The organism is Mammaliicoccus sp. D-M19 (assembly GCF_022386695.1).
Lineage (GTDB): Bacteria > Bacillota > Bacilli > Staphylococcales > Staphylococcaceae > Mammaliicoccus > Mammaliicoccus sciuri.
This window is the reverse complement of the sequence record NZ_JAJNHW010000006.1, coordinates 39,729-63,485: the sequence shown is the minus strand read 5'-3', so window position 1 is coordinate 63,485 and position 23,757 is coordinate 39,729. Positions and strand designations below refer to the sequence as shown.

The window sequence follows — 23,757 nt, the reverse complement described above, 5'->3', positions numbered from 1 at the left end:
CATCTTTAGTATTTTATCACAGAGATAAATGACTTGATATATTTAAGTTACTTTTTAATTTTTAATTTAAAAAGTATGATAAAATAATATAAAATTAGATAACCTGAGGAGTATTGAATAATGTATAAATATGAAGACGATAGTTTGATGTTACACACGGATTTATATCAAATCAATATGGGTGAAACTTATTGGAATGATGGTATTCATGAGCGTACTGCTATTTTTGATTTATATTTTAGAAGTATGCCATTTAATAGCGGCTATGCTATTTTTAGTGGATTAGAAAGAATTGTGCAATTTATAGAGCATTTCAAATTTACAGAGACAGATATTGAGTATTTAAGAGAAGTTGGATATCAAGATGATTATTTAGATTATTTAAAGTCATTACGATTTACAGGGAACATAAGAGCAATGAAAGAAGGGGAACTTTGTTTCAATAATGAACCACTCATTAGAGTAGAAGCGCCACTTATTCAAGCGCAACTCATTGAAACAGCACTTTTAAATATCGTGAATTTCCAAACGTTAATTGCAACTAAAGCAAGTAGAATTAAACAAGTTGTTCGTGATGAAATTGTAATGGAATTTGGTACTAGAAGAGCGCAAGAAATGGATGCTGCGATTTGGGGAGCTAGAGCAGCGATGATCGGTGGATTTGATTCTACAAGTAATGTTAGAGCAGGTAAATTATTTGGTATTCCGATTTCAGGAACACATGCACATTCAATGGTTCAAACATACGATGATGAATATACAGCGTTTAAAAAATATGCTGAAAGACATAAAAATTGCGTGTTTCTTGTAGATACTTTCCATACTTTAAAATCTGGTGTGCCGAATGCAATTAAAGTAGCGAAAGAATTAGGAGATAAAATTAATTTTATCGGTATACGACTAGACTCAGGTGACATCGCTTATTTATCTAAAGAAGCAAGAAGAATGTTAGATGAAGCAGGCTTTACAGATGCAAAAATCTTTGCTTCAAATGATTTAGATGAACAAACAATTACAAGTCTAAAAGCACAAGGTGCAAAAGTAACGGCATGGGGTGTCGGTACGAAACTTATTACAGCATATGATCAACCAGCATTAGGTGCTGTCTATAAACTTGTAGCAATTGAAGAAGAAAATGGCGAATTATCAGATCGCATCAAAATTTCTAACAATGCTGAAAAAGTAACAACACCTGGTAAGAAAAATGTTTATAGAATTATCAATACTAAAACGAATAAATCTGAAGGCGATTATATTACATTAGAAGATGAAGAGCCTAATAAAGAAGAACGTCTAAAAATGTTCCATCCTGTTCATACTTATAAAATGAAATATATCAAACATTTTAAAGCAGTCGATTTACATCATGACATTTTTAAAGATGGTAAACGCGTATACACACTTCCAGAAATTAAAGAAATTAGAGAATTTGCTTTTAACAATTTAGATATATTATGGGAAGAAAATAAACGTTATTTAAATCCTGAAGAATATCCAGTAGATTTGAGTAAAGCATGTTGGGATAATAAGAATAAAAAGATATTCGATGTAGCTGAAAGAGTAGCAGAAGCGATAAAGGATGTGGAAGAGTCATGAGAGATTTACAATCAATCATTGTCAAAGAAATGAATGTTAAAAAATCAATCGATCCAAAAAAAGAATTTGAAGAAATCAAACAGTTCTTAAAATCTTACGTTAAAGCACATAGTTTTGTTAAATCTTTAGTTTTAGGTATTTCTGGTGGGCAAGATTCGACATTATTGGGTAAAATCGCACAATTAACAGTAGATGAACTAAATGCTGAAGAAAATCATCAATATGCATTTATCGCAGTAAGGTTACCTTATGGCGAACAATTTGATGAACAAGATACACAAGATGCATTAGATTTTATTAATCCAAGTAATCGTGTAACAGTAAATATTAAGCCTGCGGTTGAAGCGAGTATTCAATCTTTAAAAGAAGCAGGTGTAGAATTAACTGATTTTCAAAAAGGGAATGAAAAGGCGAGAGAACGTATGAAAGTTCAATATTCAATTGCTTCAGCTAATAATGGACTCGTACTTGGTACGGATCATTCTGCTGAAAATATCACAGGTTTCTATACGAAATTTGGAGATGGCGCTTGTGATATTGCACCGTTATTCGGACTTAATAAACGCCAAGGCAAAGCGATTTTAAAATATTTAGGTGGTCCAGATCATTTAATCAATAAAGTACCAACTGCTGATTTAGAAGAAGATAAACCTGCTTTACCAGATGAAGAAGCGTTAGGTGTAACATATGATGCCATTGATGACTTTTTAGAAGGTAAAAAAATCAGTGAAAAAGATCAAGAAATTATTCAAAATCACTATGTAAGAAATGCACATAAAAGAGAAATGCCTTATAACCGTTATACATGGCCAAAATAATACGTGACTTTCATAAGTTTGCTTGATAAAATGATTCCAGTATTTTGATTTATGGAGGGTTTAAATGTCAGCTATATTAGATAATCCATGGTTAATGGTGCTATCTATATTTGTCATTAATATAGTATATGTATCTTGTTTAACAATGAGAACAATTTTAACATTGAAAGGATATCGATATGTTGCCGCTGCTGTTAGTGTACTTGAAGTAGTTGTTTATGTTATCGGGTTAGGTTTAGTTATCAATAGTCTTGACCAAATTCAGAATATATTAGCTTATGCGCTTGGGTTTGCTGCAGGCATAATTGTCGGTATGAAAATTGAAGAGAAAATTGCATTAGGATATATCGTTGTAAATGTTACAACAGCTGAATATGAAACAGATTTACCAAGAACGTTAAGAGATTTAGGTTATGGTGTAACACATTACGTTGCTAAAGGACGAGATGGTGATCGCTTAGTGATGCAAATTTTAACAACACGTAGATTTGAATTAAAATTAATGGAAACAATTAAACAATTGGATTCTAAAGCCTTTGTAATCGCTTATGAACCTAAGAATATACATGGTGGATTCTGGGTTAAAGGTGTACGAAGCAAAAAATTAAAGGCGTATGATACTGATGAAGTTTAGAGTAGAAGACAATGAAACGATTGAAATGTGTCTAAAAAGAATGAAAGTTCAAGGTTATACACCTGTAAAAAGATTTGAAAAACCTGTATTTATTGAGAAAGAAAATGGTGACATTGAGGTTCTCAAACAAGAAATACAATTCGTAGGTAAGAAAATCAAAGAATGACAATAAATCTGGGACATGAGAATGTGGCCCAGATTTTTTCTACTTTTAGTTTATTCTCCTACTGTTACAATATATAATGAAAGATATTAGGAATAAAATTATAAATCACGAACAATTTTGTATTTTTTATAAATAATGTACGTGTTCGTAGAAGTCTGTTATACTATAAATGACTAAAATATGTTAGGAGAATTTATCAATGATTGAACGTTATTCAAGAGAAGAAATGGCTAATATTTGGACAGAACAAAATCGTTTTGAAGCTTGGTTAGAAGTTGAAATACTAGCTTGTGAAGCATGGAGTAAATTAGGACACATTCCTGAAGAAGATGTAAAGCTTATAAGACAAAATGCTAAGGTCGACGTTGATAGAGCTAAAGAAATTGAACAAGAAACACGTCACGATGTTGTGGCATTCACAAGACAAGTTTCTGAAACTCTAGGTGAAGAACGTAAATGGGTACATTACGGTTTAACTTCAACAGATGTTGTTGACACAGCTTTAAGTTATGTCATTAAACAAGCAAATGAAATCATTGAAAAAGACTTAGAAAGATTTTTAGAAGTATTAAAAAATAAAGCAATTGAACATAAAACGACTTTAATGATGGGTAGAACTCATGGTGTCCATGCAGAACCAACAACATTTGGTATTAAAATGGCACTTTGGTATACAGAAATGAAACGTAATTTAGAAAGATTCAAACGTGTTCGTGAAGAAATCGAAGTTGGAAAAATGAGCGGTGCAGTTGGTACATTTGCAAATATTCCACCAGAAATAGAAGAGCATGTATGTACAGAATTAGGATTAGGTTGTGCACCAGTTTCAACTCAAACACTTCAACGTGATCGTCACGCGTATTACATTGCGACATTAGGTTTAATCGCAACATCTATTGAAAAATTTGCAGTAGAAGTTCGTGGTTTACAAAAAACTGAAACGCGTGAAGTTGAAGAAGCTTTTGCTAAAGGTCAAAAAGGCTCTTCAGCTATGCCACATAAACGTAATCCAATTGGTTCAGAAAATGTTACAGGTTTAGCACGTGTTATTAGAGGATATATTACGACTGCATATGAAAATGTACCTTTATGGCATGAAAGAGATATTTCACATTCATCTGCTGAAAGAATTATGCTACCAGACGTAACAATCGCATTGGATTATGCATTAAACAGATTTACTAATATCATTGATCGTTTAACAGTATATCCAGAAAATATGAAACGTAATATCGATAAAACATTTGGTTTAATTTATTCACAACGTGTTATGTTAACGTTAATTAATAAAGGTATGGTCAGAGAAGAAGCATATGATATCGTTCAACCAAAAGCAATGGAATCATGGGAAACTCAAACACCATTTAGAACATTAGTAGAACAAGATGAAAAAATTACAAACTTGTTAAGTGCTGATGAATTAGATGAATGCTTCGATGAGAAACACCATTTAAATCAAGTCGATACCATATTCAGAAGAGCTGGTATAGAATAAGACACGTTTTACTGTACTTTAATAGGTTAGTGCGTTAAAATGCAATTAATGAACTTATATTAAACAGGGGTTGATTTTTTGCAAATTGAAAAATTAAGAGGAAAAGCATTAGATGAACTATTTGATGCAGTTCTGACATTAGAGACAAGAGAAGAATGTTATCAATTTTTTGATGATTTATGTACAGTTAATGAATTACAGTCATTGTCACAAAGGCTACAAGTGGCAAAAATGATTAAACAAGGATACACTTATGCTCATATAGAAAAAGAATCAGGTGCTTCAACTGCAACAATTTCAAGAGTTAAACGCTCATTGCAATGGGGTAATGATGCATATACAATGATTCTTGAAAGAATGAATATTGACTTCGAAAAATAATCATAAATATGTATGTAAGGCTGAGACATTAATGGATGTCTCAGCCTTAATTAGTTAAAATAGTATATAAATAGTAAATTTTAAGAAATAAGGAGCTTTACGCATGAAGAAATTATTTTTAATAATTGGCATATCTACTTTAGTATTAAGCGCATGTAGTGATGATCAGAATACAGATAAGAAATCTACTAAAGAAGAACATACTCAAAAAGATAAAAAAGAGACAGCACAAAAATCTAAAAGGCAAGAACAAAAGAAACATGAAGTTACAAAGAAAGATGGCATCACTTATGTTGATGGCCATGTTTTTGTAAACAAAAAAGTAGGCTTACCACATGATTATGCCCCTGGTGAAAATAGTACTGCTAGAAATCAATTAAATAAATTGATACAAGATGGAACGAATGAAGGATTAGACTTAGTATTTAGAAGCGGGTATCGTTCTTATGAAAATCAAAAACAACTATATAATGATTATGTAGCAAGAGATGGTGAAGAAGCGGCCAACCAATATAGTGCTAAACCAGGACAATCAGAACATCAGACAGGATTAGCATTTGATGTGGGTTCAAATTCAGCAACTGATGATTTTAGAAAGTCATTCGGAAATACAAATGAAGGAAAATGGATTAAGACACATGCACATCAATATGGATTTATCATTAGATATCCATTAGGCAAAGAAAAAATAACAGGATACCAATATGAACCATGGCATTTAAGATATGTCGGTAAAGAATTAGCAGAAAAAATTTATAAACAAGACACAACATTAGAAGAATACTTTGATTACGGTAAATAGAAGTTGTGGTTGAGATTATATAGTCATGAAAGTGTGGAAGTTGTGGCTTAATGGGTGAATAAAGCCATGAGATAGCAGAAGTCATGGCTTAATGTATGAATAAAGCCAAGAGATCATCCAAATCGTGGCTTAAGTCCTGAGTAAAGCCAAGAGATAGCCCAACTCACACCTCACAACTTCACCTTAACCTTAACCGTATCTTAAACAATGTAAGAAGCGAAATTTTTCGCTTCTTTTTTTATGATAATTGTCCTATTTCATTTCGGAATTTAAACTTAAAAATGCTATAATTAATCTTATGATAATTAAAGGAGTTTAAGTATGTACGATATAAATTTGTGGAGTCACGTATTTAAATTAGATCCAGCGAAATCTATATCAGATGAGGACTTAATGAAAATATGTGAATCTGGTACGGATGCTATTATAATTGGTGGTACTGATAATGTTACGGAAGATAATGTATTAAATTTAATGAGCAGAATTAGACGTTATCCACTACCATGTGCACTTGAAATTTCTAATATTGAAAGTGTTGTGCCTGGTTTTGATTTTTATTTTGTACCGAGTGTTTTAAATAGTAATAATGTTGACTACCATAATGGTCTGCTTCAAAAAGCTATTAAGGAATATGGCTATATGATGGATTTTGATGAAATTTTCTTAGAAGGCTATGTTGTTATGAATGAAGACAGTAAAGTAGCGCAATTGACAGGTGCGAATACAGATTTAGATGAAGAAGATTTAATCAGTTATGCAAGAATGGTAGATAAACTATATCATTTACCTATATTTTATTTAGAATACAGTGGTAAATATGGAAAAGTGGAAGAGGTTAAAGCTGTTAAAGAACATTTAGAAAACGCCCAACTTATTTATGGTGGCGGTATAGATAATTTAGAAAAAGCAAAAGAAATGGCAGAATATGCTGACATAATTGTAGTCGGTAATGCCATTTATGAAGATTTGAAAAAAGCTTTACAAACTGTAAAAGTAAAACAATAAAGGAAGGTTTTTATGAACGCATTGTTAGATAGAATGAATGACGAACAGAAACAAGCAGTCAAAACAACTCAAGGGCCATTACTTATTATGGCAGGTGCAGGTAGTGGTAAAACGAGAGTATTAACGCACAGAATTGCGTATTTATTAGATGAGAAAGATGTTTCTCCTTATAATGTTTTGGCGATTACATTTACTAATAAAGCAGCTAAAGAGATGAAAGAAAGAATTAGCCATTTAGTTGGTCCTGAAGCTGAAAGTATTTGGATATCTACATTCCATTCAATGTGTGTAAGAATCTTAAGAAGAGACATTGACCGTATTGGAATTGAAAGAAACTTTACAATTATAGATCCGACTGACCAAAAATCAGTTATTAAAGAAATATTAAAGAAACAAAATATAGATAGTAAAAAATATGACCCAAGAACATTTATTGGTGCAATTTCTAATTTAAAAAATGAATTAAAAACAGCTGAAGATGCTGAAAAAGAAGCAAGTGATTTTTATGCCAATATGGTCGCTAGTGTATACAAAGGATACCAAGATAAATTACTTAGAAATCATGCATTAGACTTTGATGATTTAATCATGATGACGATTCAATTATTTAATAGAGTGCCTGAAGTATTGGAATACTATCAAAATAAATTCCAATATATTCATGTCGACGAATATCAAGATACTAACAAAGCACAATATACGCTCGTTAATTTATTAGCAAGTAAATTTGAAAATATATGTGTCGTAGGTGACTCTGACCAATCTATTTATGGTTGGAGAGGTGCAGATATTAAAAATATTTTATCATTTGAAGAAGACTATCCAAATGCACAAACAATCTTCTTGGAGCGCAACTATAGATCAACAAAGACTATTTTAACTGCAGCAAATGAAGTAATTCGTAATAATGCTGAACGTAAACCTAAAGCATTATGGACGGATAATAACTCAGGTGAAAAGATAAAATATTATGAAGCAACAACTGAAAGAGATGAAGCAGAATATGTCATTCGTCAAATATTAAAGAAAAAACAAGATGGCTATAAAAACCAAGACATAGCTGTGTTATATCGAACAAATGCTCAATCACGTGTACTTGAAGAAACGTTTTTGAAATCTAATATTCCTTATACAATGGTTGGTGGAACAAAGTTCTATGATAGAAAAGAAATTAAAGATATTTTGAGTTATTTAAGATTAATTTCAAATAGCAATGATGATATCAGTTTTGAAAGAATCATTAACGTACCTAAAAGAGGTATTGGGCCGACATCTGTTCAAAAAATTGCTCAATATGCAGCGATGAATCAATTGAGTTACTTTGATGCTTTAGGAGAAGTTGATTTTATCGGTTTATCTAAAAAAGTTACTGAAGAAGGCGCAGCATTTTATGAGATGATGAACAACTTTATGCAGCAACAAGAATTCTTATCTGTAACTGAAATTGTAGAACAAATATTAGAAAAATCTGGTTATAGACGTATGTTAGAGAACGAACAAACGATTGAATCGCAAAGTAGACTTGAGAATATTGATGAGTTCTTATCTGTACCAAGAGACTATGAAAAAAACACACCAGTTGAAGAACAATCATTGATGAACTTCTTAACAGATTTATCACTCGTTGCAGATGTTGATGATGCAGATTTAGAAGCGGGTGTAACATTGATGACAATGCACTCAGCGAAAGGTCTAGAGTTCAAAGTTGTATTTATCATTGGTATGGAGGAAAGTATTTTCCCACACTTTAGAAGTCTTCAATCAGGTGAAGAACATGAAATGGAAGAAGAACGCCGAATTGCGTATGTGGCTATTACGAGAGCCGAAGAAGAGTTACATTTATCTCACGCGACAACTCGTACATTGTTTGGTAGATCTCAAGCGAACTTAAAATCAAGATTTTTAAAAGAAATTCCAGAAGATTTACTAGATGGCGTGAAACCAAAAACATCATTTAAGCAAAAACAAACTTCCACACCTAAACGTAGTTTTGCAGGTCGTATGAATACGAAGCAGAAACCAGAAACATCATGGAATGTTGGGGATAAAGTAACCCATAAATCATGGGGTGAAGGTATGGTAAGTGCTGTAAATGATAAAAATGGTTCTGTTGAATTAGATATCATTTTCAAAAAAGAAGGACCAAAACGTCTATTAGCACAATTTGCACCAATTGAGAAGAAAGGGGAGTAAACTATGGAAGATTTAAAATCAAGAGTTAAAGAACTTCATCAATTGTTACATCGTTATAACCATGAATATCATGTGTTAGATAATCCAACTGTTCCTGACAGTGAATATGATCAATTATTGCATGAGTTAATCTCTATAGAAGAAAAGCACCCTGAACTAAAAACGGACGATTCACCAACTGTTAGAGTTGGTGGACCACCGTTATCTCAATTTGAAAAAATTAATCATGACACACCTATGTTGTCATTAGGTAATGCTTTTAACGAAGAAGATTTAAGAAAATTTGATCAAAGAGTTAGAGAAAAAGTAGACAGTGTTCGATACACATGTGAATTAAAAATTGATGGTTTAGCTGTATCGTTAAAGTATGTAAACGGACGATTTGTTCAAGGATTAACGCGTGGAGACGGTACAACAGGTGAGAATATCACTGAAAATTTAAAAACGATACATGCCATTCCTTTAACAATTAAAGAACCTCTTTCTATTGAAGTTCGTGGTGAAGCATACATGCCTAGAAAATCTTTTGTTTCTTTAAATGAACAAAAAGAACAAAACGGGGAACAACTATTTGCAAATCCTAGAAATGCCGCTGCAGGTTCATTGAGACAGCTTGATTCAAAATTAACTGCTAAAAGGAAGCTCGATATTTTCTTATATAGTGTTAATGACTTAACTGAAATAGAAGCGGATAGTCAATCAGAGGCATTAAACAATTTAGATGAACTAGGATTTAAGACAAACAAAGAAAGAGAAACTTTTGATGATATAGAAGGCGTATTATCTTTTATAAGTAAGTGGACTGAACAACGCAATAATTTATCATATGATATAGATGGCATTGTTATTAAAGTTGATGATTTAAGTCAGCAAGAAGAACTTGGTTTTACTCAGAAATCACCAAGATGGGCAATTGCGTACAAGTTCCCAGCTGAAGAAGTCTTAACAACATTAACAGATATAGAATTAAGTATAGGTAGAACTGGTGTTGTGACACCAACTGCGATATTAGAGCCTGTTAAAGTGGCAGGAACTACTGTTTCTAGAGCATCATTACATAACGAAGACTTAATCCATGAGAAAGATATCCGTATAGGAGATAAAGTTGTCATCAAAAAAGCAGGTGACATTATACCTGAAGTCGTTAAAAGTATTGCTGAAGAAAGAAGCGATGATAGTGAAATTTATCATATGCCAACACACTGTCCAAGTTGTGAGCATGAATTGGTTAGAATAGAAGGTGAAGTTGCATTAAGATGTATTAACCCTAAATGTTCTGCACAATTAGTAGAAGGTATGATTCATTTTGTATCACGACAAGCAATGAATATTGACGGTTTAGGAGATAAAATAATCGAACAACTTTATCAAAACGATAAAATTAAAGATGTTGCGGATTTATATTATTTAACGAAAGATGATTTATTACCATTGGAAAGAATGGGTGAGAAGAAAGTTAATAATTTATTAACAGCAATCGAAGCTTCTAAAGCAAAATCACTAGAGCATTTATTATTTGGTTTAGGTGTAAGACATTTAGGTACAAAAGCAAGTCGTGTAATAGCTGAAAAATATGAAACAATTGATCGCTTATTCGAAGTAACGATAGAAGGTTTAACTGAAATACCAGATGTTGGTCATAAGATGGCTCAATCACTTGTTACTTATATGGAAAATGATGATATAAAAGTATTAATCGATAAACTTAAACAGAAAAATGTTAACATGACTTATACAGGTATTAAGCAATCTGAAATTGAAGGTCATCCAGATTTTACTGGAAAAACATTCGTATTAACTGGTAAAATGACAGAGATGACAAGACCTGAAGCAACAAAAGTAATCCAATCATTAGGTGCAAAGGTAACAGGAAGTGTCACTAAAAATACAGATGTTGTTATTGCTGGTGAAGATGCTGGATCCAAACTTGAAAAAGCTGAAAAATTAAATATAGAAGTTTGGTCAGAAGAAGATTGGTTAAACAAATATCGTAATATCAATGAATAGAGGTTAAAGATATGAAAAAAGGATTTCTTATTTTAGCGTCTGTAATATTGCTTACAGCATGTTCATCAGATACTACCCAAAAAGATAATCAAGATAAATCAGATAAAGAAAAAGAGCAAACAAAGCAAATTTCTACAGGTATGCAAATTTCCAGTGATTATTATCGAACATTACTACCATTTAAAGTAAGTGCTGCAAGAGGATTAACGCAAGATAATATGATTTCTAGTTATAACAGTGAAGCATTTGAAAGTGGATTGTTAGATATAAGTAAACAAACATTTTCACCTGATGATTACTTATACAGAGATGGCCAGTTCTTAGATAAAGATACTGTGAGAGCATATTTAGCACCTAAATATACAAAAGCAGAAATTAAAGATATGAGTGATGATGAAAAAGAACAAAATAATGCAAGAGAAAACTTAGGTTTGAATCCAACTCATAAAGGAGAAACAGATCCTGAAAAAATAGCTGAGAATTCACCTACATATTTATCACATATCATCGAACAAGATTACTTCACAGAAAGTGATGCTAAAAAACAAAAGATTTCTGGTATGACGATTGGCTTAGCCATGAATAGTGAATATGTTTACCAAAAAGAAGAATACGGCGAAACATATACTAAGAAACTTGATAACAAAGAAGTAGAGAAAAAAGGTAAAGAGATGGCTGAAGAAATCCTTTCACGTCTTCGTGTAAGAGATGACCTTAAAAATATTCCGATTAACTTTGGCATATTCATACAGTCGGGAGAAGGTGACATCAAACCAGGTAAATTTGTTTATTATGCCTCTAGTGAAGGCGGTAAGCGTAACGTTAAAAGTTGGGAAAAAATGAATCAAAAATATGTCACAATCCCATCAAGTGATGCATCAGATTTAGATGAAAATTTAAATTCTAATTTTGAACAGTTTAATCAAGACTTACAAAAATACTTCCCTAACTTCACACAATCAGTAGGAACAGGTAAATTTGATGATGATAAACTGACAGAACTAGAAATAAAAGTACCACTTGATTATTATGGAAAAGCAGAAGTAATTGGTGTGACTCAATACGTAGCAGACCTATCTCAAAAATACTTTAAAGGTATAGATGATTTAGAAATCTCTATCGTAGACGGAGAAGAACCACAAGCATTAATTACGAAGACTAAAGACGATGACGAACCACAAATTCATATTTATAAATAGTTAAAAAGTGAGTCTGGAACAGAAATGTTCTAGACTCTTTTTCGTATTTTTAGAAATATAGGTCTGAACATTGCAAGTGAGGTATGACAAGCAATGTTCAGCACCTTGTATTTATCAAGACTAATGAAACAAGATAAATAGGAGCTGTGTATTTATCAAGACTGGTGAAACAAGATAAATAGGAGCTGTGTATTTATCAAGACTGGTGAAACAAGATAAATAGGAGCTGTGTATTTATCAAGACTGGTGAAACAAGATAAATAGGAGCTGTGTATTTATCAAGACTAGTGAAACAAGATAAATAGGAGCTGTGTATTTATCAAGACTAATGAAACAAGATAAATAGGAGCCCTCTATGTTGCAAGACACTCCAAACAAGCAACATAGAACTCACATATGTTGCAAGACTCCCCAAACAAGCCATATACCCCAAAAAAATTACAGCTATTTTTCCATATAAAAAAGACTGGCACATTTTATGTACCAGTCTCTTCCATATTAATCTTCATTTAAGATACGTTTCATACGATCTAAGTTATCAATAACTTCTTTGTCTGGCTTCTTAGTAAATGAACTTACAATAACTGTAACGACGATGTTTGTGAAGAATCCTGGGATAATTTCGTATAATTCGAAAATACCGCCATGACTTTTCATCATAATCCAGAATAGTACGACGATTGAAGACATCACCATACCTGCGATTGCACCGTTTTTCGTTAAACCTTTCCAGTATAATGACATTAATACAAGTGGTCCAAATGCTGCACCGAATCCTGCCCAAGCATTACCTACAAGATTAAGTATAGTGTCATTTGGAGTCCAAGCAAGTAATATTGCCATAATTGCTACAGCTAATACTGCAAATCTACCTACCATAACAAATTCTTTATCTCTATCTGGTTCATAACCACGTTTTTTAGTTATGATTTTATAAAAGTCTTGTGTTAAAGCACTTGATGTAACAAGTAATTGAGATGAAATTGTACTCATAATAGCCGCTAAAATTGCTGCTAAGAAGAACCCGCCAACTAATGGATGGAATAACACTTGACTCATTAAGATGAAGATTGTTTCTGGGTTATCAATTGTTTGGCTTGTATCATGAATGTATGCAATACCAGTTAAACCAACTAAACATGCACCTAATAATGAAATAGCCATCCAACCAATACCGAATCTTCTTGCTGTTGGTAATTGTTTATGTGATTTAATAGACATAAATCTTACAATAATATGTGGTTGTCCAAAATAACCAAGTCCCCATGCAATTAATCCTATGATACTTACAACTGAAGTTCCTTTAAACCAATCTAAGTTAGTTGGTTTAACTTCTGCTACAGTGTGGAAAGTATCTAACCCGTTTAAAGTTAATAATGCCGCGATAGGTACCATAACCATCGCTATTAACATGATCACACCTTGGAAGAAGTCTGTTAGTGAAACAGCTAAATATCCTCCGAAGAATGTATATAATACAACGATACCACCAGTTAAAATAATACCAAGACGATAATCCATACCGAATGCACTTTCGAATAAAGTACCACCTGAAACCATACCAACTGAAGTATATAGCGTAAAGAATACGACAATGATAATACCTGAAATAATTTTTAAAGCATGTGTATTATCTGCAACACGTTTCTCGAAGAAATCTGGAATCGTAATCGCGTTTCCAGTATGTTCAGTATATACACGTAATTTCGGTGCTACTAAAATGTAATTTAACCATGCACCTACTGTTAAACCGATAGCAAGCCAAGTTGCCGATAATCCAATACTGTAAACTTCACCAGGAAGTCCCATAATCATCCAACCACTCATATCGGATGCACCAGCGGATAATGCTGTTACATAAGGACCTATACTACGGCCACCTAACATGTACTCATCTAAATTGCTTGTTGATTGTTTATAAGCATAGTAACCAATTGCTAATAGAACAAGAAAATAGACTATAATCATGAAATAAGTTTGCCAGCCTGAAGCAACTCCAGCACTCGCATCAATTTGTCCTAAAATAAACATAATCCCGCTCCTTTATTTTATGTATTTTAAAGTTGCACGTTGACCATTATACACAAATGAAATAATAATCAAAGGGTAAAAAGTAAATTATCCGTATATTCAGTTTATCATTTATATAGAATGGTGTCACAATTTGTTCATATTTTGTGTTTGATAATATTGCTCTATGCCTTGCGGTGTAAATGTTTACAAAGGATATGATTATGACTTATTTTGCTCATAAAATGACGATGTAAACTTTTTTAAAAATTTTTAGCTTTTTAAAATTTGTTCCATGTCATCAAACTTTTTTAGGTCATTTTCAACAGGTGGTTTCGTCATTAAGCTCACAATAACTGTTACAATAATACTTGAAATAAATCCAGGTATGATTTCATAAAATTCAAAAATACCACCATGATTTTTCATGAGTATCCAGAAAATAACGACTAATGAACCAGTCAAAATTCCTGCAATCGCGCCGTATTTAGTTAGACGTTTCCAATATAGTGATAATAATACTAAAGGTCCAAATGCTGCGCCAAATCCAGCCCAAGCATTACCAACTAAATTTAAAATTGTATCATTTGGATTCCACGCGATGTACATTGCAACGATTGATACAAGTAAAACAGATAAGCGTCCTACAAGAACGAATTCCTTTTCATGACTTTTATCTTGTAATGTTTTTCTGCGCAATAACATGTAGAAGTCTTGCGTTAATGCACTAGATGTTACAAGAAGCTGTGAAGAAATTGTACTCATAATCGCAGCTAAAATTGCTGCTAAGAAGAACCCTGCAATGAGTGGATGGAATAAAATTTGACTCATTACGATAAAGATTGTTTCTGGGTTTTTAACTTCTATATTAGTATGTTCAACAAAAGCTATACCAATTAACCCAGTCACACAAGCACCTAATAAAGAAATCGCCATCCATGAAATACCAATTCTACGTGCTCTAGGCATTAGTTTATGTGTTTTAATAGACATAAAACGTACTATAATATGTGGTTGACCGAAGTATCCTAATCCCCAAGCTAGTAAACTGATGATACCAACTGTAGTTGTTCCTTTGAACCAATCTAAATTCGTAGGTTTTAAATCACCAACTTCACTAAACGTGTCGAGACCATTTAACTTTAACAACGCAACGATAGGCACTAATACCAATGCTAAGATCATAATGACACCTTGGAAGAAGTCTGTTAATGATACAGCTAAATAACCGCCGAAAAGTGTATACAAAATAACAATACTAGCGGCTATAAATAAACCAACATGATAATCTAGTCCAAATGCACTATTAAATAGTACGCCACCAGCTACCATTCCAGAATGTGTGTATAACGTAAAGAATACAACGATAACTAACCCTGAAATGACTTTAACGATTCTTGTATTATCTGATAATCTTTTTTCAAAAAAGTCAGGTAAAGTAATAGCGTTATCAGTCAGTTCAGTATAAATTCTTAAACGCGATGCTACGAGTATGTAATTAAGCCAAGCACCAATTGTAAGGCCAATGGCAATCCAAGTTGCTGATAGACCGATACTATATACAGATCCTGGTAACCCCATAATCATCCAACCACTCATGTCTGAAGCACCTGCTGATAGGGCAGTAACAAGTGCACCTAAATCTCTGCCGCCTAACATATATTCATCAAGCGTACTTGTCGAACGTTTGTAAGCATAAAATCCAATTGCTAATAAAATGGCAAAATAAATAGCAATCATGACGTATGTTTCCCAAGAAGTTTCGACTTTAACATTCTTAAAAGTATTTCCAAGAATAAACATGAAAAACCACCTCTCACTCATTGACATAAAATTCAGAAAAAATTCTGATAATTTATTATACACAATGTATGCGCTTTCATGTAGTTAATTTTTAATAACTTTAGATTTTTATATGAAAATTTGTTAAAATTATATGATGTTAGATTAACTAAGGAGGCGTCGCACATGACGAAGGTAACATCTGAACAAGTTGAACATGTTGCTAATTTAGCTAGACTTGAAGTTTCACAAGACGAAGTCAATGAATTCACACAATCTTTAGAGAAGATCTTAAACTTTGCAGGACAATTAGATGAAGTTGATACTGAAAATGTTGAACCAACATTCCACGTATTAGACTTACAAAATGTTCTAAGAGAAGATAAGAGTGAATCAGGAATTCCTCAAGAACAAGCATTACTTAATGCGAAAGAAAAAGAAGCGGGGCAATTTAAAGTTCCAGCAATTATGAACGAGGAGGACTAAAGCATGACAATTCGTTATGAAACAATTGAACGTTTATCAGAAATGATTAAAAATAATGAAATTAAGCCATCTGAAATTGTTAGAGATATTTTTGATGCGATAGAAGCAGACGACGCAAATATTAAAGCATTCTTAGCTTTAGATAAAGAACAAGCAATTAAAAAAGCTGAAGAACAAGATAAATTACAAGCTGAAGGTAAAATGGAAGGTAAGCTATTTGGTATTCCAATGGGTATCAAAGACAATATTATTACTGAAGGTGTAGAAACTACATGTGCAAGTAAAATGTTAGAAGGCTTTATTCCTATATATGAATCAACAGTTATGAATAAATTAAATGCTGAAAATGGTATTTTAGTTGGTAAACTTAACATGGATGAATTTGCTATGGGTGGTTCAAATGAGAACTCTTATTTCAAGACAACTGTTAATCCATTTGACCATAAAGCCGTACCAGGTGGTTCATCAGGTGGTTCAGCAGCAGCTGTTGCAGCAAGCTTAGTACCATTTGCATTAGGTTCAGATACTGGTGGTTCAATCCGTCAACCAGCATCATACTGTGGTGTTGTTGGTATGAAACCTACATATGGCCGTGTATCACGTTTTGGTCTAGTAGCATTTGCTTCTTCATTAGATCAAATTGGACCTATTACACGTAGTGTTAAAGATAACGCATTAATTTTAGAAACGATTTCTGGACATGATTCACAAGATTCAACAAGTGCACCGATCGAAGATGTAGACTTTACGTCTGAAATTGGTAAAGATATTAAAGGCTTAAAAGTAGCTGTACCAGAAGAATTCATTGGCTCTGGTGTATCTGAAGAAGTTAAGAACTCAGTTAATGAAGCTGTTAAAACTTTAGAATCTTTAGGTGCTACAGTTGATCGCGTATCATTACCAAATACTAAGTATGGTGTAGCAAGTTACTATATTATTGCATCTTCTGAAGCATCAGCTAACTTAGCTAGATTTGATGGTATCCGTTATGGTTATCATTCAAAATCAGCAAATACACTAGAAGAACTATACAAAAAATCTCGTGGTGAAGGTTTTGGAGACGAAGTTAAACGTCGTATTATGCTTGGAACATTCGCATTAAGTTCAGGTTATTACGATGCTTACTACAAAAAAGCTCAAAAAGTTCGTACATTAATAAAACAAGACTTCGAAAAAGTATTTGAAGACTATGATGTTATCGTAGGACCAACTGCACCAACGACAGCATTCAATATTGGTGAACAAATTGATGATCCATTAACAATGTACGCTAATGATATTTTAACTATTCCAGTTAACTTAGCAGGTGTACCATCAATCTCTATTCCTTGTGGTAAATCAAATGGTCGTCCAATTGGTTTACAAATTGTTGGTAAACCATTCGATGAAAAAACGATATACAAAGTTGCTTATCAATATGAAACACAATATAACTTACATGATGACTATAAAACTTTACAAGGAGTGTGAAACTGAATGCATTTTGAAACAATTATCGGCTTAGAAGTTCACGTCGAATTAAAAACAGAATCAAAAATGTTTTCACCATCACCCGCTCATTTTGGTGCGGAACCTAATACAAATACAAACGTTATTGACTTAGCATACCCAGGCGTATTACCAGTTGTAAACAAGACAGCTGTTGATTGGGCTATGCGTGCAGCAATGGCATTAAATATGGATATTGCGAAAGAATCTAAATTTGATAGAAAAAACTATTTCTACCCAGATAATCCAAAAGCTTATCAAATTTCTCAATTCGATCAACCAATTGGTGAAAATGGTTGGATTGATATTGAAGTAGATGGAGAAACTAAACGTATTGGTATCACTCGTTTACACATGGAAGAAGATGCAGGGAAATTAACACATAAAGATGGGTATTCTTTAGTTGATTTAAACCGTCAAGGAACACCATTAATTGAAATCGTTTCTGAACCTGATATTCGATCTCCTAAAGAAGCGTATGCATACTTAGAAAAATTACGTGCAATTATTCAATATACAGGCGTATCAGATTGTAAAATGGAAGAAGGTTCATTACGTTGTGATGCCAACATTTCATTACGTCCATATGGTCAAGAAGAATTCGGTACAAAAGCAGAGCTTAAAAACTTAAACTCATTTAACTATGTCCGTAAAGGTCTTGAACATGAAGAAAAACGCCAAGCAGAAGTATTATTAGCTGGTGGAGAAATTTTACAAGAAACACGTCGTTTCAACGAATCAACAGGCGAAACAATTTTAATGCGTGTTAAAGAAGGTTCAGATGACTATCGTTACTTCCCAGAACCAGACTTAGTACCATTATATGTTGATGATGAGTGGAAAGAACGTGTACGTCAAACAATCCCAGATTTACCAGACGTACGTAAAGAACGTTATGTTAATGAATTAGGATTACCAGCTTATGATGCACATGTATTAACATTAACTAAAGAAATGTCAGATTTCTTTGAAGCAGCAATTGAACATGGTGCAGACGTTAAATTAACATCTAACTGGTTAATGGGTGGCGTTAATGAATACTTAAATAAAAATCAAATCGAATTACAAGATACTGCATTAACACCAGAAAACTTAGCAGGTATGATTAAACTTATTGAAGATGGCACAATGAGTAGTAAAATTGCTAAGAAAGTATTCCCTGAATTAGCTGAAAATGGTGGAGACGCACATCAAATTATGAAAGACAAAGGTCTTGTACAAATATCTGATGAAGCAACACTATTAGGATTTGTTACAGAAGCATTAGATAACAATCCACAATCAGTAGAAGACTTTAAAAATGGTAAAGGCAAAGCGATGGGCTTCTTAGTAGGTCAAATTATGAAAATTTCAAAAGGCCAAGCAAACCCACAAATCGTGAACCAATTACTAAAATCAGAATTAGAGAAAAGATAATAAATATAATGAAAATCTCGTCACAGAGTGAAGTACTCGTGACGAGATTTTTTTGTAAAAGAAGGTGGCGTATCGTTAGGGACAGAATTCTGAGAAATGTCCACCAAATGAGCGCCTTCCTAATTGCCAGAATTCGGAATAATGGAAGTTACACCACAGTTAATTCTTGATCTTATTAAATTGCAAATTCTATATCTAATTACTTGCATGGTTGGTGTGTTGAAGTACAATAGTATTAAATCTTAATGACGATGGAGGCGTAACTACATATGACGCAAATTAAAATAGCTAAAAATGAAAATGAAATTAATTTAGAGTTAGGTCAAGCTAATAGACATGGTTTGATTGCTGGTGCTACTGGTACTGGTAAAACAATCACTTTAAAAGTATTGGCTGAACAATTTTCTAAAGCTGGTGTTCCGGTCTTTATGTCAGATGTTAAAGGGGATATCTCAAGTATTGCTGAGGCTGGCTCTATCAATGATAAGATTCAAGAACGTATTGATATGATGAAAATTGATGATTATGAAAATAATGCTTTCCCTGTAACGTTATTTGATGTATTTCAAAAAACGGGTGTACCTGTTCGTACAACAATTACAGAAATGGGTCCGCTATTAATTGGTAAGTTATTAGATTTAAATAATACTCAATTAGGTGTGTTAGATATTGTATTTAAAGTTGCTGATGAAAGTGGTCTGCTTCTGATTGATATGAAAGATTTTAAAGCACTTTTAAAAGAAATTAATGAAAATAGAGCGGAGTATGCTGAGAAGTATGGAAATATTTCCTCTGCATCAATTGGTGCTATTCAACGTGCATTATTAAGATTAGAAACTGAAGGTGCTGAAACGTTCTTCGGAGAACCTGCATTACAATTAGAAGATTTTATTAAGTTTGATGATTCAGGCAGAGGTATGATCAATGTACTTGATGCATCTGTTTTATATCAAAAGCCTAAATTATATGCAACGTTCTTATTATGGTTATTATCTGAACTATTTGAGAGTCTTCCAGAAGTAGGAGATCCCGAAAAACCAAAAATTGTATTCTTCTTTGATGAAGCCCACCTTTTATTTAATGACAGCTCTAAAGAGTTAATTGAAAAAGTTGAACAAGTTGTACGTTTAATTCGTTCTAAAGGTGTAGGTATTTATTTCGTAACTCAAAATCCAATTGATATTCCAGAGTCAGTTCTCGGACAACTAGGAAATAGAGTACAACATGCACTTAGAAGTTATACACCTAAAGATAAAAAAGCGATTAAAAGCGCTGCACAAACTTTCCGTCAAAATGAAAGCTTTGACACTGCTCAAGTAATCGGAGAATTGAAAACTGGGGAAGCGTTGATTTCATTCTTAAATGATGAAGGGCAACCGAATGTTGTTGAACGTGCATTTATTCGTCCACCTGAAAGTAAAATTGGTGTAATCGATGAATCTGTTAAAAAAGATTTAATTGAAAATGCGTCATTAAATGAAACGTATAAAGAAACATTTGATCGTGAAAGTGCATATGAAATGTTACAAAATAAAATTGAAAAGCAACCTGAAGAAGAACAAAAAACTAAGAAATTACAGTCAACTAAGAAAGAAACAACATCTAAGAAGAAAGAAAAACCTTCACAATTCCAAAAAGAAACGTCTAAATTCTTATCAACAGTTGGAAGACAAATTGGTAGAGAAATCGTACGTAATATATTTGGAACGAAAAGACGCTAATTATTTTTTGCTTTCTTATATTTAGTATATGCTTTAATATAAAGATATAAGAATATACAAGAGGGATCATAATGAAGAAAAAAGCTAGAATCATTTACAACCCTACATCAGGAAGAGAGTTATTTAAAAGAGCATTACCTGATGTATTAATTAAGTTAGAACAGGCTGGTTATGAGACAAGTGCTCATGCTACAACAAGTGCTGGAGATGCGACACATGCTGCTAGGGAAGCTCTAAAATATGATTATGATGTTATCATTGCTGCTGGTGGAGACGGTACTTTAAATGAAGTTATCAATGGTATTGCAGAAGCAAAGAAACGACCTAAACTAGGGCTAATTCCTATGGGGACAGTTAACGATTTTGGTAGAGCACTTCTTATTCCAAACAATATAATGGAAGCTGTAGATACAATCATTAAAGGTGATCTTGTACCAGTAGATGTTGGTAAAATGAACAATCGCTATTTTATTAATATTGCTGGTGGTGGTAAAATAACAGAAGTTTCTTATGAAGCGCCAAGTAAATTGAAAACAATGGTTGGACCACTCGCTTATTACATTAAAGGCTTAGAGATGTTACCACAAATTAAAGCGACTGATATACGTATCGAATATGATGGTAATGTATTCCAAGGCGAAGCGATGATGTTCTTAATTGGCTTAACGAATTCAATAGGTGGCTTTGAAAAGCTAGTACCAGATGCTGATATTAATGATGGTAATTTTACTTTGCTTATATTAGAGAAAGTGAATATAGCTGAGCTTGGTCACATTATGACATTGGCTTCTAGAGGTGATCATATCAATCATCCGAAAGTTCATTACACTAAAGCTAAAACAATTAATGTCTCATCATTTGAGCAAATTCAATTAAATGTTGATGGTGAATTTGGTGGTGTATTACCTGCTAATTTCTTAAACTTAAAACAACATATACAAGTCTTTTCTAAACTTGAGAGGGTTAAGAGAGAGCACGGAATTGAAACAGTAGAAAGAGAACGAGAAAGACTACACGAAGAACAAACAGAAGAATAAATACATAGGGACATTATTTTGTCCCTTTTTTCTATGTTTATCGTGAAAGAGGGAGTTAATATGGCAAGAGTCGTAAATAAGAATGAAATATATACTGGAGAGGTTATCGATTTTACACATGAAGGGCATGGTGTAGTTAAATTCGATCGTTATCCAATTTTCGTACCAAATGCAATTAAAGATGAAACCATTTCATTTAAAGTTATCAAAGTGAAAAAACAATTTGCTATTGGTAAGTTAATCTCCATTGAAGAAGCATCAAAGAACAGAATTGAACCACCTTGTGAATATTATAAAGTTTGTGGTGGATGTCAACTTCAACATTTAAGCTACACAGCGCAATTAGAAATGAAAAAAGAACAAGTGATTAATCTATTCAAGAGAAAATCACATTTTGAAGATACAATTATTCACGATACAGTTGGAATGAAGAATCCTTGGCATTATCGTAATAAATCACAAATACCAGTCGGGAAAAATAAATCTGGTGAAATTGAACTAGGATTCTATAGACAAAGAAGTCACGATATCGTAAATATAGATCATTGTATGATTCAAGATGAAAAACATGATTTAATTATGAAGAAACTTAAACGACTTTTAGACGAAACAAACATCAGTATTTATAATGAACAAAAGCACAAAGGTGAATTAAGACATATCATCTTGAGAACTGGTTATTATACTGGAGAAACAATGGTTATATTCGTAACGAATAGTAAACAACTTAGCCATAAAAATAAAATAATTGATTTTATTCAAACTGAATTTGAAAATGTGGTCAGCATTAAACATAATATTAATCTAGAAAAATCAAATGTTATTATGGGACATACGTCATATACTTTATACGGGAAAGATACCATTACAGATAAACTTTCTGAATATGAATTTAAAATATCCGACACTTCTTTCTATCAAATCAACCCAACACAAACAGAAAAACTTTATCATAAAGCGCTAGAATATGCACAATTAGATGGAGAAGAAACAGTCATTGATGCATATTGTGGTATTGGGACAATCGGTTCATACATGTCACAAAAAGCGAAACACGTTTATGGTGTGGAAGTCGTCGAACAAGCAATAGAAAACGCAAAAGAAAATGCGCAAATCAACCATATAGATAATGCGACATGGGAAGCAGGAAAAGCAGAAGAAATCATCTTAAAATGGCAACAAGAAGGTATTAAGCCAGAAGTTGTAATGGTCGATCCACCAAGAAAAGGATGCGATCAAACATTTATAGAAACTTTAATCGAATTATCACCAAAAAGAATCGTATATATTTCATGTAACCCAGCAACACAAGTTAGAGATTTAGAATTGTTGAAAAATAGCGGTTATCAACTAAAAGAAATCACACCAGTAGATATGTTTCCACATACAACACACGTCGAAACAGTTGCTTTAATCGAAAAAATAACTGAATAAAATTAACTAAAAACCTAAGCCAACGTATAAGTTGGCTTGGGTTTTTGAGCGTTATGGTTGTGTGAAAGTGTTTGCAACTGTATAAAT

At 32.8% G+C, this 23,757-nt stretch carries 19 protein-coding genes; 17 read left to right on the top strand and 2 right to left on the bottom strand.

What is annotated here, in order from left to right; all coding sequences use genetic code 11:
* The first annotated feature begins 120 nt into the window (after nucleotides 1-120).
* The 11 genes from LQ675_RS11410 (at nucleotide 121) to LQ675_RS11360 (ending at nucleotide 12,296) form a co-directional block, all read left to right on the top strand.
* On the top strand, nucleotides 121-1,596 hold the full coding sequence (locus LQ675_RS11410) for a nicotinate phosphoribosyltransferase (RefSeq protein ID WP_048540652.1): 1,476 nt from the start codon (nucleotides 121-123) through the stop codon (nucleotides 1,594-1,596).
* The gene (gene nadE / locus LQ675_RS11405) at nucleotides 1,593-2,414 is read left to right on the top strand and encodes an ammonia-dependent NAD(+) synthetase (protein ID WP_048540653.1); all 822 of its coding nucleotides are present in this window, start codon (nucleotides 1,593-1,595) and stop codon (nucleotides 2,412-2,414) included. Before LQ675_RS11410 ends, nadE begins: the two co-directional genes overlap by 4 nt.
* Nucleotides 2,415-2,478: 64 nt before the next feature.
* On the top strand, nucleotides 2,479-3,048 hold the full coding sequence (locus LQ675_RS11400; RefSeq protein ID WP_239728103.1) for a DUF2179 domain-containing protein: 570 nt from the start codon (nucleotides 2,479-2,481) through the stop codon (nucleotides 3,046-3,048).
* Entirely contained in the window at nucleotides 3,038-3,214 is a 177-nt protein-coding gene (locus LQ675_RS11395; RefSeq protein ID WP_065381774.1) for an NETI motif-containing protein, read from the top strand. Before LQ675_RS11400 ends, LQ675_RS11395 begins: the two co-directional genes overlap by 11 nt.
* Nucleotides 3,215-3,413: 199 nt before the next feature.
* On the top strand, nucleotides 3,414-4,709 hold the full coding sequence (gene purB, locus LQ675_RS11390; RefSeq protein WP_075578456.1) for an adenylosuccinate lyase: 1,296 nt from the start codon (nucleotides 3,414-3,416) through the stop codon (nucleotides 4,707-4,709).
* Nucleotides 4,710-4,787: 78 nt separating this feature from the next.
* Entirely contained in the window at nucleotides 4,788-5,090 is a 303-nt protein-coding gene (locus LQ675_RS11385) for a YerC/YecD family TrpR-related protein (protein ID WP_025905127.1), read from the top strand.
* A 103-nt stretch (nucleotides 5,091-5,193) separates the two neighbouring features.
* Nucleotides 5,194-5,892, top strand: a complete 699-nt coding sequence (locus tag LQ675_RS11380) for a M15 family metallopeptidase (RefSeq protein WP_048540656.1) — start codon at nucleotides 5,194-5,196, stop codon at nucleotides 5,890-5,892.
* Nucleotides 5,893-6,213: 321 nt separating this feature from the next.
* Entirely contained in the window at nucleotides 6,214-6,897 is a 684-nt protein-coding gene (gene pcrB, locus LQ675_RS11375; RefSeq protein ID WP_048540657.1) for a heptaprenylglyceryl phosphate synthase, read from the top strand.
* Nucleotides 6,898-6,909: 12 nt separating this feature from the next.
* Nucleotides 6,910-9,090 (top strand): DNA helicase PcrA, encoded by a 2,181-nt coding sequence (gene pcrA / locus LQ675_RS11370; RefSeq protein ID WP_048540658.1) that lies wholly within the window; start codon nucleotides 6,910-6,912, stop codon nucleotides 9,088-9,090.
* Between the two features lie 3 nt (nucleotides 9,091-9,093).
* A complete protein-coding gene (gene ligA, locus LQ675_RS11365; protein WP_048540659.1) occupies nucleotides 9,094-11,097 on the top strand; it encodes an NAD-dependent DNA ligase LigA in 2,004 nt (667 codons plus the stop codon).
* A gap of 11 nt (nucleotides 11,098-11,108) precedes the next feature.
* Nucleotides 11,109-12,296 (top strand): CamS family sex pheromone protein, encoded by a 1,188-nt coding sequence (locus LQ675_RS11360; RefSeq protein ID WP_048540660.1) that lies wholly within the window; start codon nucleotides 11,109-11,111, stop codon nucleotides 12,294-12,296.
* Between the two features lie 498 nt (nucleotides 12,297-12,794).
* Here the strand turns inward: LQ675_RS11360 and putP (LQ675_RS11355) are convergent, their stop codons facing one another.
* Nucleotides 12,795-14,327: a sodium/proline symporter PutP gene (gene putP / locus LQ675_RS11355; RefSeq protein WP_275590083.1), complete on the bottom strand. Its 1,533-nt coding sequence runs from the start codon at nucleotides 14,325-14,327 to the stop codon at nucleotides 12,795-12,797.
* A 252-nt stretch (nucleotides 14,328-14,579) separates the two neighbouring features.
* Nucleotides 14,580-16,109, bottom strand: a complete 1,530-nt coding sequence (gene putP, locus LQ675_RS11350) for a sodium/proline symporter PutP (protein WP_048540662.1) — start codon at nucleotides 16,107-16,109, stop codon at nucleotides 14,580-14,582.
* 165 nt (nucleotides 16,110-16,274) lie between these two features.
* Between putP (LQ675_RS11350) and gatC the strand changes: the two genes are divergently transcribed.
* The 6 genes from gatC (at nucleotide 16,275) to rlmD (ending at nucleotide 23,670) form a co-directional block, all read left to right on the top strand.
* On the top strand, nucleotides 16,275-16,574 hold the full coding sequence (gatC, locus tag LQ675_RS11345; protein ID WP_025905135.1) for an Asp-tRNA(Asn)/Glu-tRNA(Gln) amidotransferase subunit GatC: 300 nt from the start codon (nucleotides 16,275-16,277) through the stop codon (nucleotides 16,572-16,574).
* Between the two features lie 3 nt (nucleotides 16,575-16,577).
* The gene (gene gatA / locus LQ675_RS11340; protein WP_048540663.1) at nucleotides 16,578-18,044 is read left to right on the top strand and encodes an Asp-tRNA(Asn)/Glu-tRNA(Gln) amidotransferase subunit GatA; all 1,467 of its coding nucleotides are present in this window, start codon (nucleotides 16,578-16,580) and stop codon (nucleotides 18,042-18,044) included.
* A 6-nt stretch (nucleotides 18,045-18,050) separates the two neighbouring features.
* Complete coding sequence (gatB, locus tag LQ675_RS11335; RefSeq protein WP_037590579.1) at nucleotides 18,051-19,478, top strand: Asp-tRNA(Asn)/Glu-tRNA(Gln) amidotransferase subunit GatB; 1,428 nt, start codon at nucleotides 18,051-18,053, stop codon at nucleotides 19,476-19,478.
* 269 nt (nucleotides 19,479-19,747) lie between these two features.
* Complete coding sequence (locus LQ675_RS11330) at nucleotides 19,748-21,199, top strand: helicase HerA-like domain-containing protein (protein WP_239728279.1); 1,452 nt, start codon at nucleotides 19,748-19,750, stop codon at nucleotides 21,197-21,199.
* A 71-nt stretch (nucleotides 21,200-21,270) separates the two neighbouring features.
* A complete protein-coding gene (locus LQ675_RS11325) occupies nucleotides 21,271-22,236 on the top strand; it encodes a diacylglycerol kinase (RefSeq protein WP_025905139.1) in 966 nt (321 codons plus the stop codon).
* Nucleotides 22,237-22,296: 60 nt separating this feature from the next.
* Nucleotides 22,297-23,670, top strand: coding sequence for a 23S rRNA (uracil(1939)-C(5))-methyltransferase RlmD (gene rlmD / locus LQ675_RS11320; protein WP_075578454.1), 1,374 nt, complete (start codon nucleotides 22,297-22,299; stop codon nucleotides 23,668-23,670).
* The last annotated feature ends 87 nt before the right edge of the window (nucleotides 23,671-23,757 follow it).

Bases quoted from the DNA above. Each gene is read 5' to 3' on its own strand.
- LQ675_RS11410 (WP_048540652.1), top strand. From the start codon at position 121: ATGTATAAATATGAAGACGATAGTTTGATGTTACACACGGATTTATAT.
- nadE (WP_048540653.1), top strand. From the start codon at position 1,593: ATGAGAGATTTACAATCAATCATTGTCAAAGAAATGAATGTTAAAAAA.
- LQ675_RS11400 (WP_239728103.1), top strand. From the start codon at position 2,479: ATGTCAGCTATATTAGATAATCCATGGTTAATGGTGCTATCTATATTT.
- LQ675_RS11395 (WP_065381774.1), top strand. From the start codon at position 3,038: ATGAAGTTTAGAGTAGAAGACAATGAAACGATTGAAATGTGTCTAAAA.
- purB (WP_075578456.1), top strand. From the start codon at position 3,414: ATGATTGAACGTTATTCAAGAGAAGAAATGGCTAATATTTGGACAGAA.
- LQ675_RS11380 (WP_048540656.1), top strand. From the start codon at position 5,194: ATGAAGAAATTATTTTTAATAATTGGCATATCTACTTTAGTATTAAGC.
- pcrB (WP_048540657.1), top strand. From the start codon at position 6,214: ATGTACGATATAAATTTGTGGAGTCACGTATTTAAATTAGATCCAGCG.
- pcrA (WP_048540658.1), top strand. From the start codon at position 6,910: ATGAACGCATTGTTAGATAGAATGAATGACGAACAGAAACAAGCAGTC.
- ligA (WP_048540659.1), top strand. From the start codon at position 9,094: ATGGAAGATTTAAAATCAAGAGTTAAAGAACTTCATCAATTGTTACAT.
- LQ675_RS11360 (WP_048540660.1), top strand. From the start codon at position 11,109: ATGAAAAAAGGATTTCTTATTTTAGCGTCTGTAATATTGCTTACAGCA.
- putP (WP_275590083.1), bottom strand. From the start codon at position 14,327: ATGTTTATTTTAGGACAAATTGATGCGAGTGCTGGAGTTGCTTCAGGC.
- putP (WP_048540662.1), bottom strand. From the start codon at position 16,109: ATGTTTATTCTTGGAAATACTTTTAAGAATGTTAAAGTCGAAACTTCT.
- gatC (WP_025905135.1), top strand. From the start codon at position 16,275: ATGACGAAGGTAACATCTGAACAAGTTGAACATGTTGCTAATTTAGCT.
- gatA (WP_048540663.1), top strand. From the start codon at position 16,578: ATGACAATTCGTTATGAAACAATTGAACGTTTATCAGAAATGATTAAA.
- gatB (WP_037590579.1), top strand. From the start codon at position 18,051: ATGCATTTTGAAACAATTATCGGCTTAGAAGTTCACGTCGAATTAAAA.
- LQ675_RS11330 (WP_239728279.1), top strand. From the start codon at position 19,748: ATGACGCAAATTAAAATAGCTAAAAATGAAAATGAAATTAATTTAGAG.
- LQ675_RS11325 (WP_025905139.1), top strand. From the start codon at position 21,271: ATGAAGAAAAAAGCTAGAATCATTTACAACCCTACATCAGGAAGAGAG.
- rlmD (WP_075578454.1), top strand. From the start codon at position 22,297: ATGGCAAGAGTCGTAAATAAGAATGAAATATATACTGGAGAGGTTATC.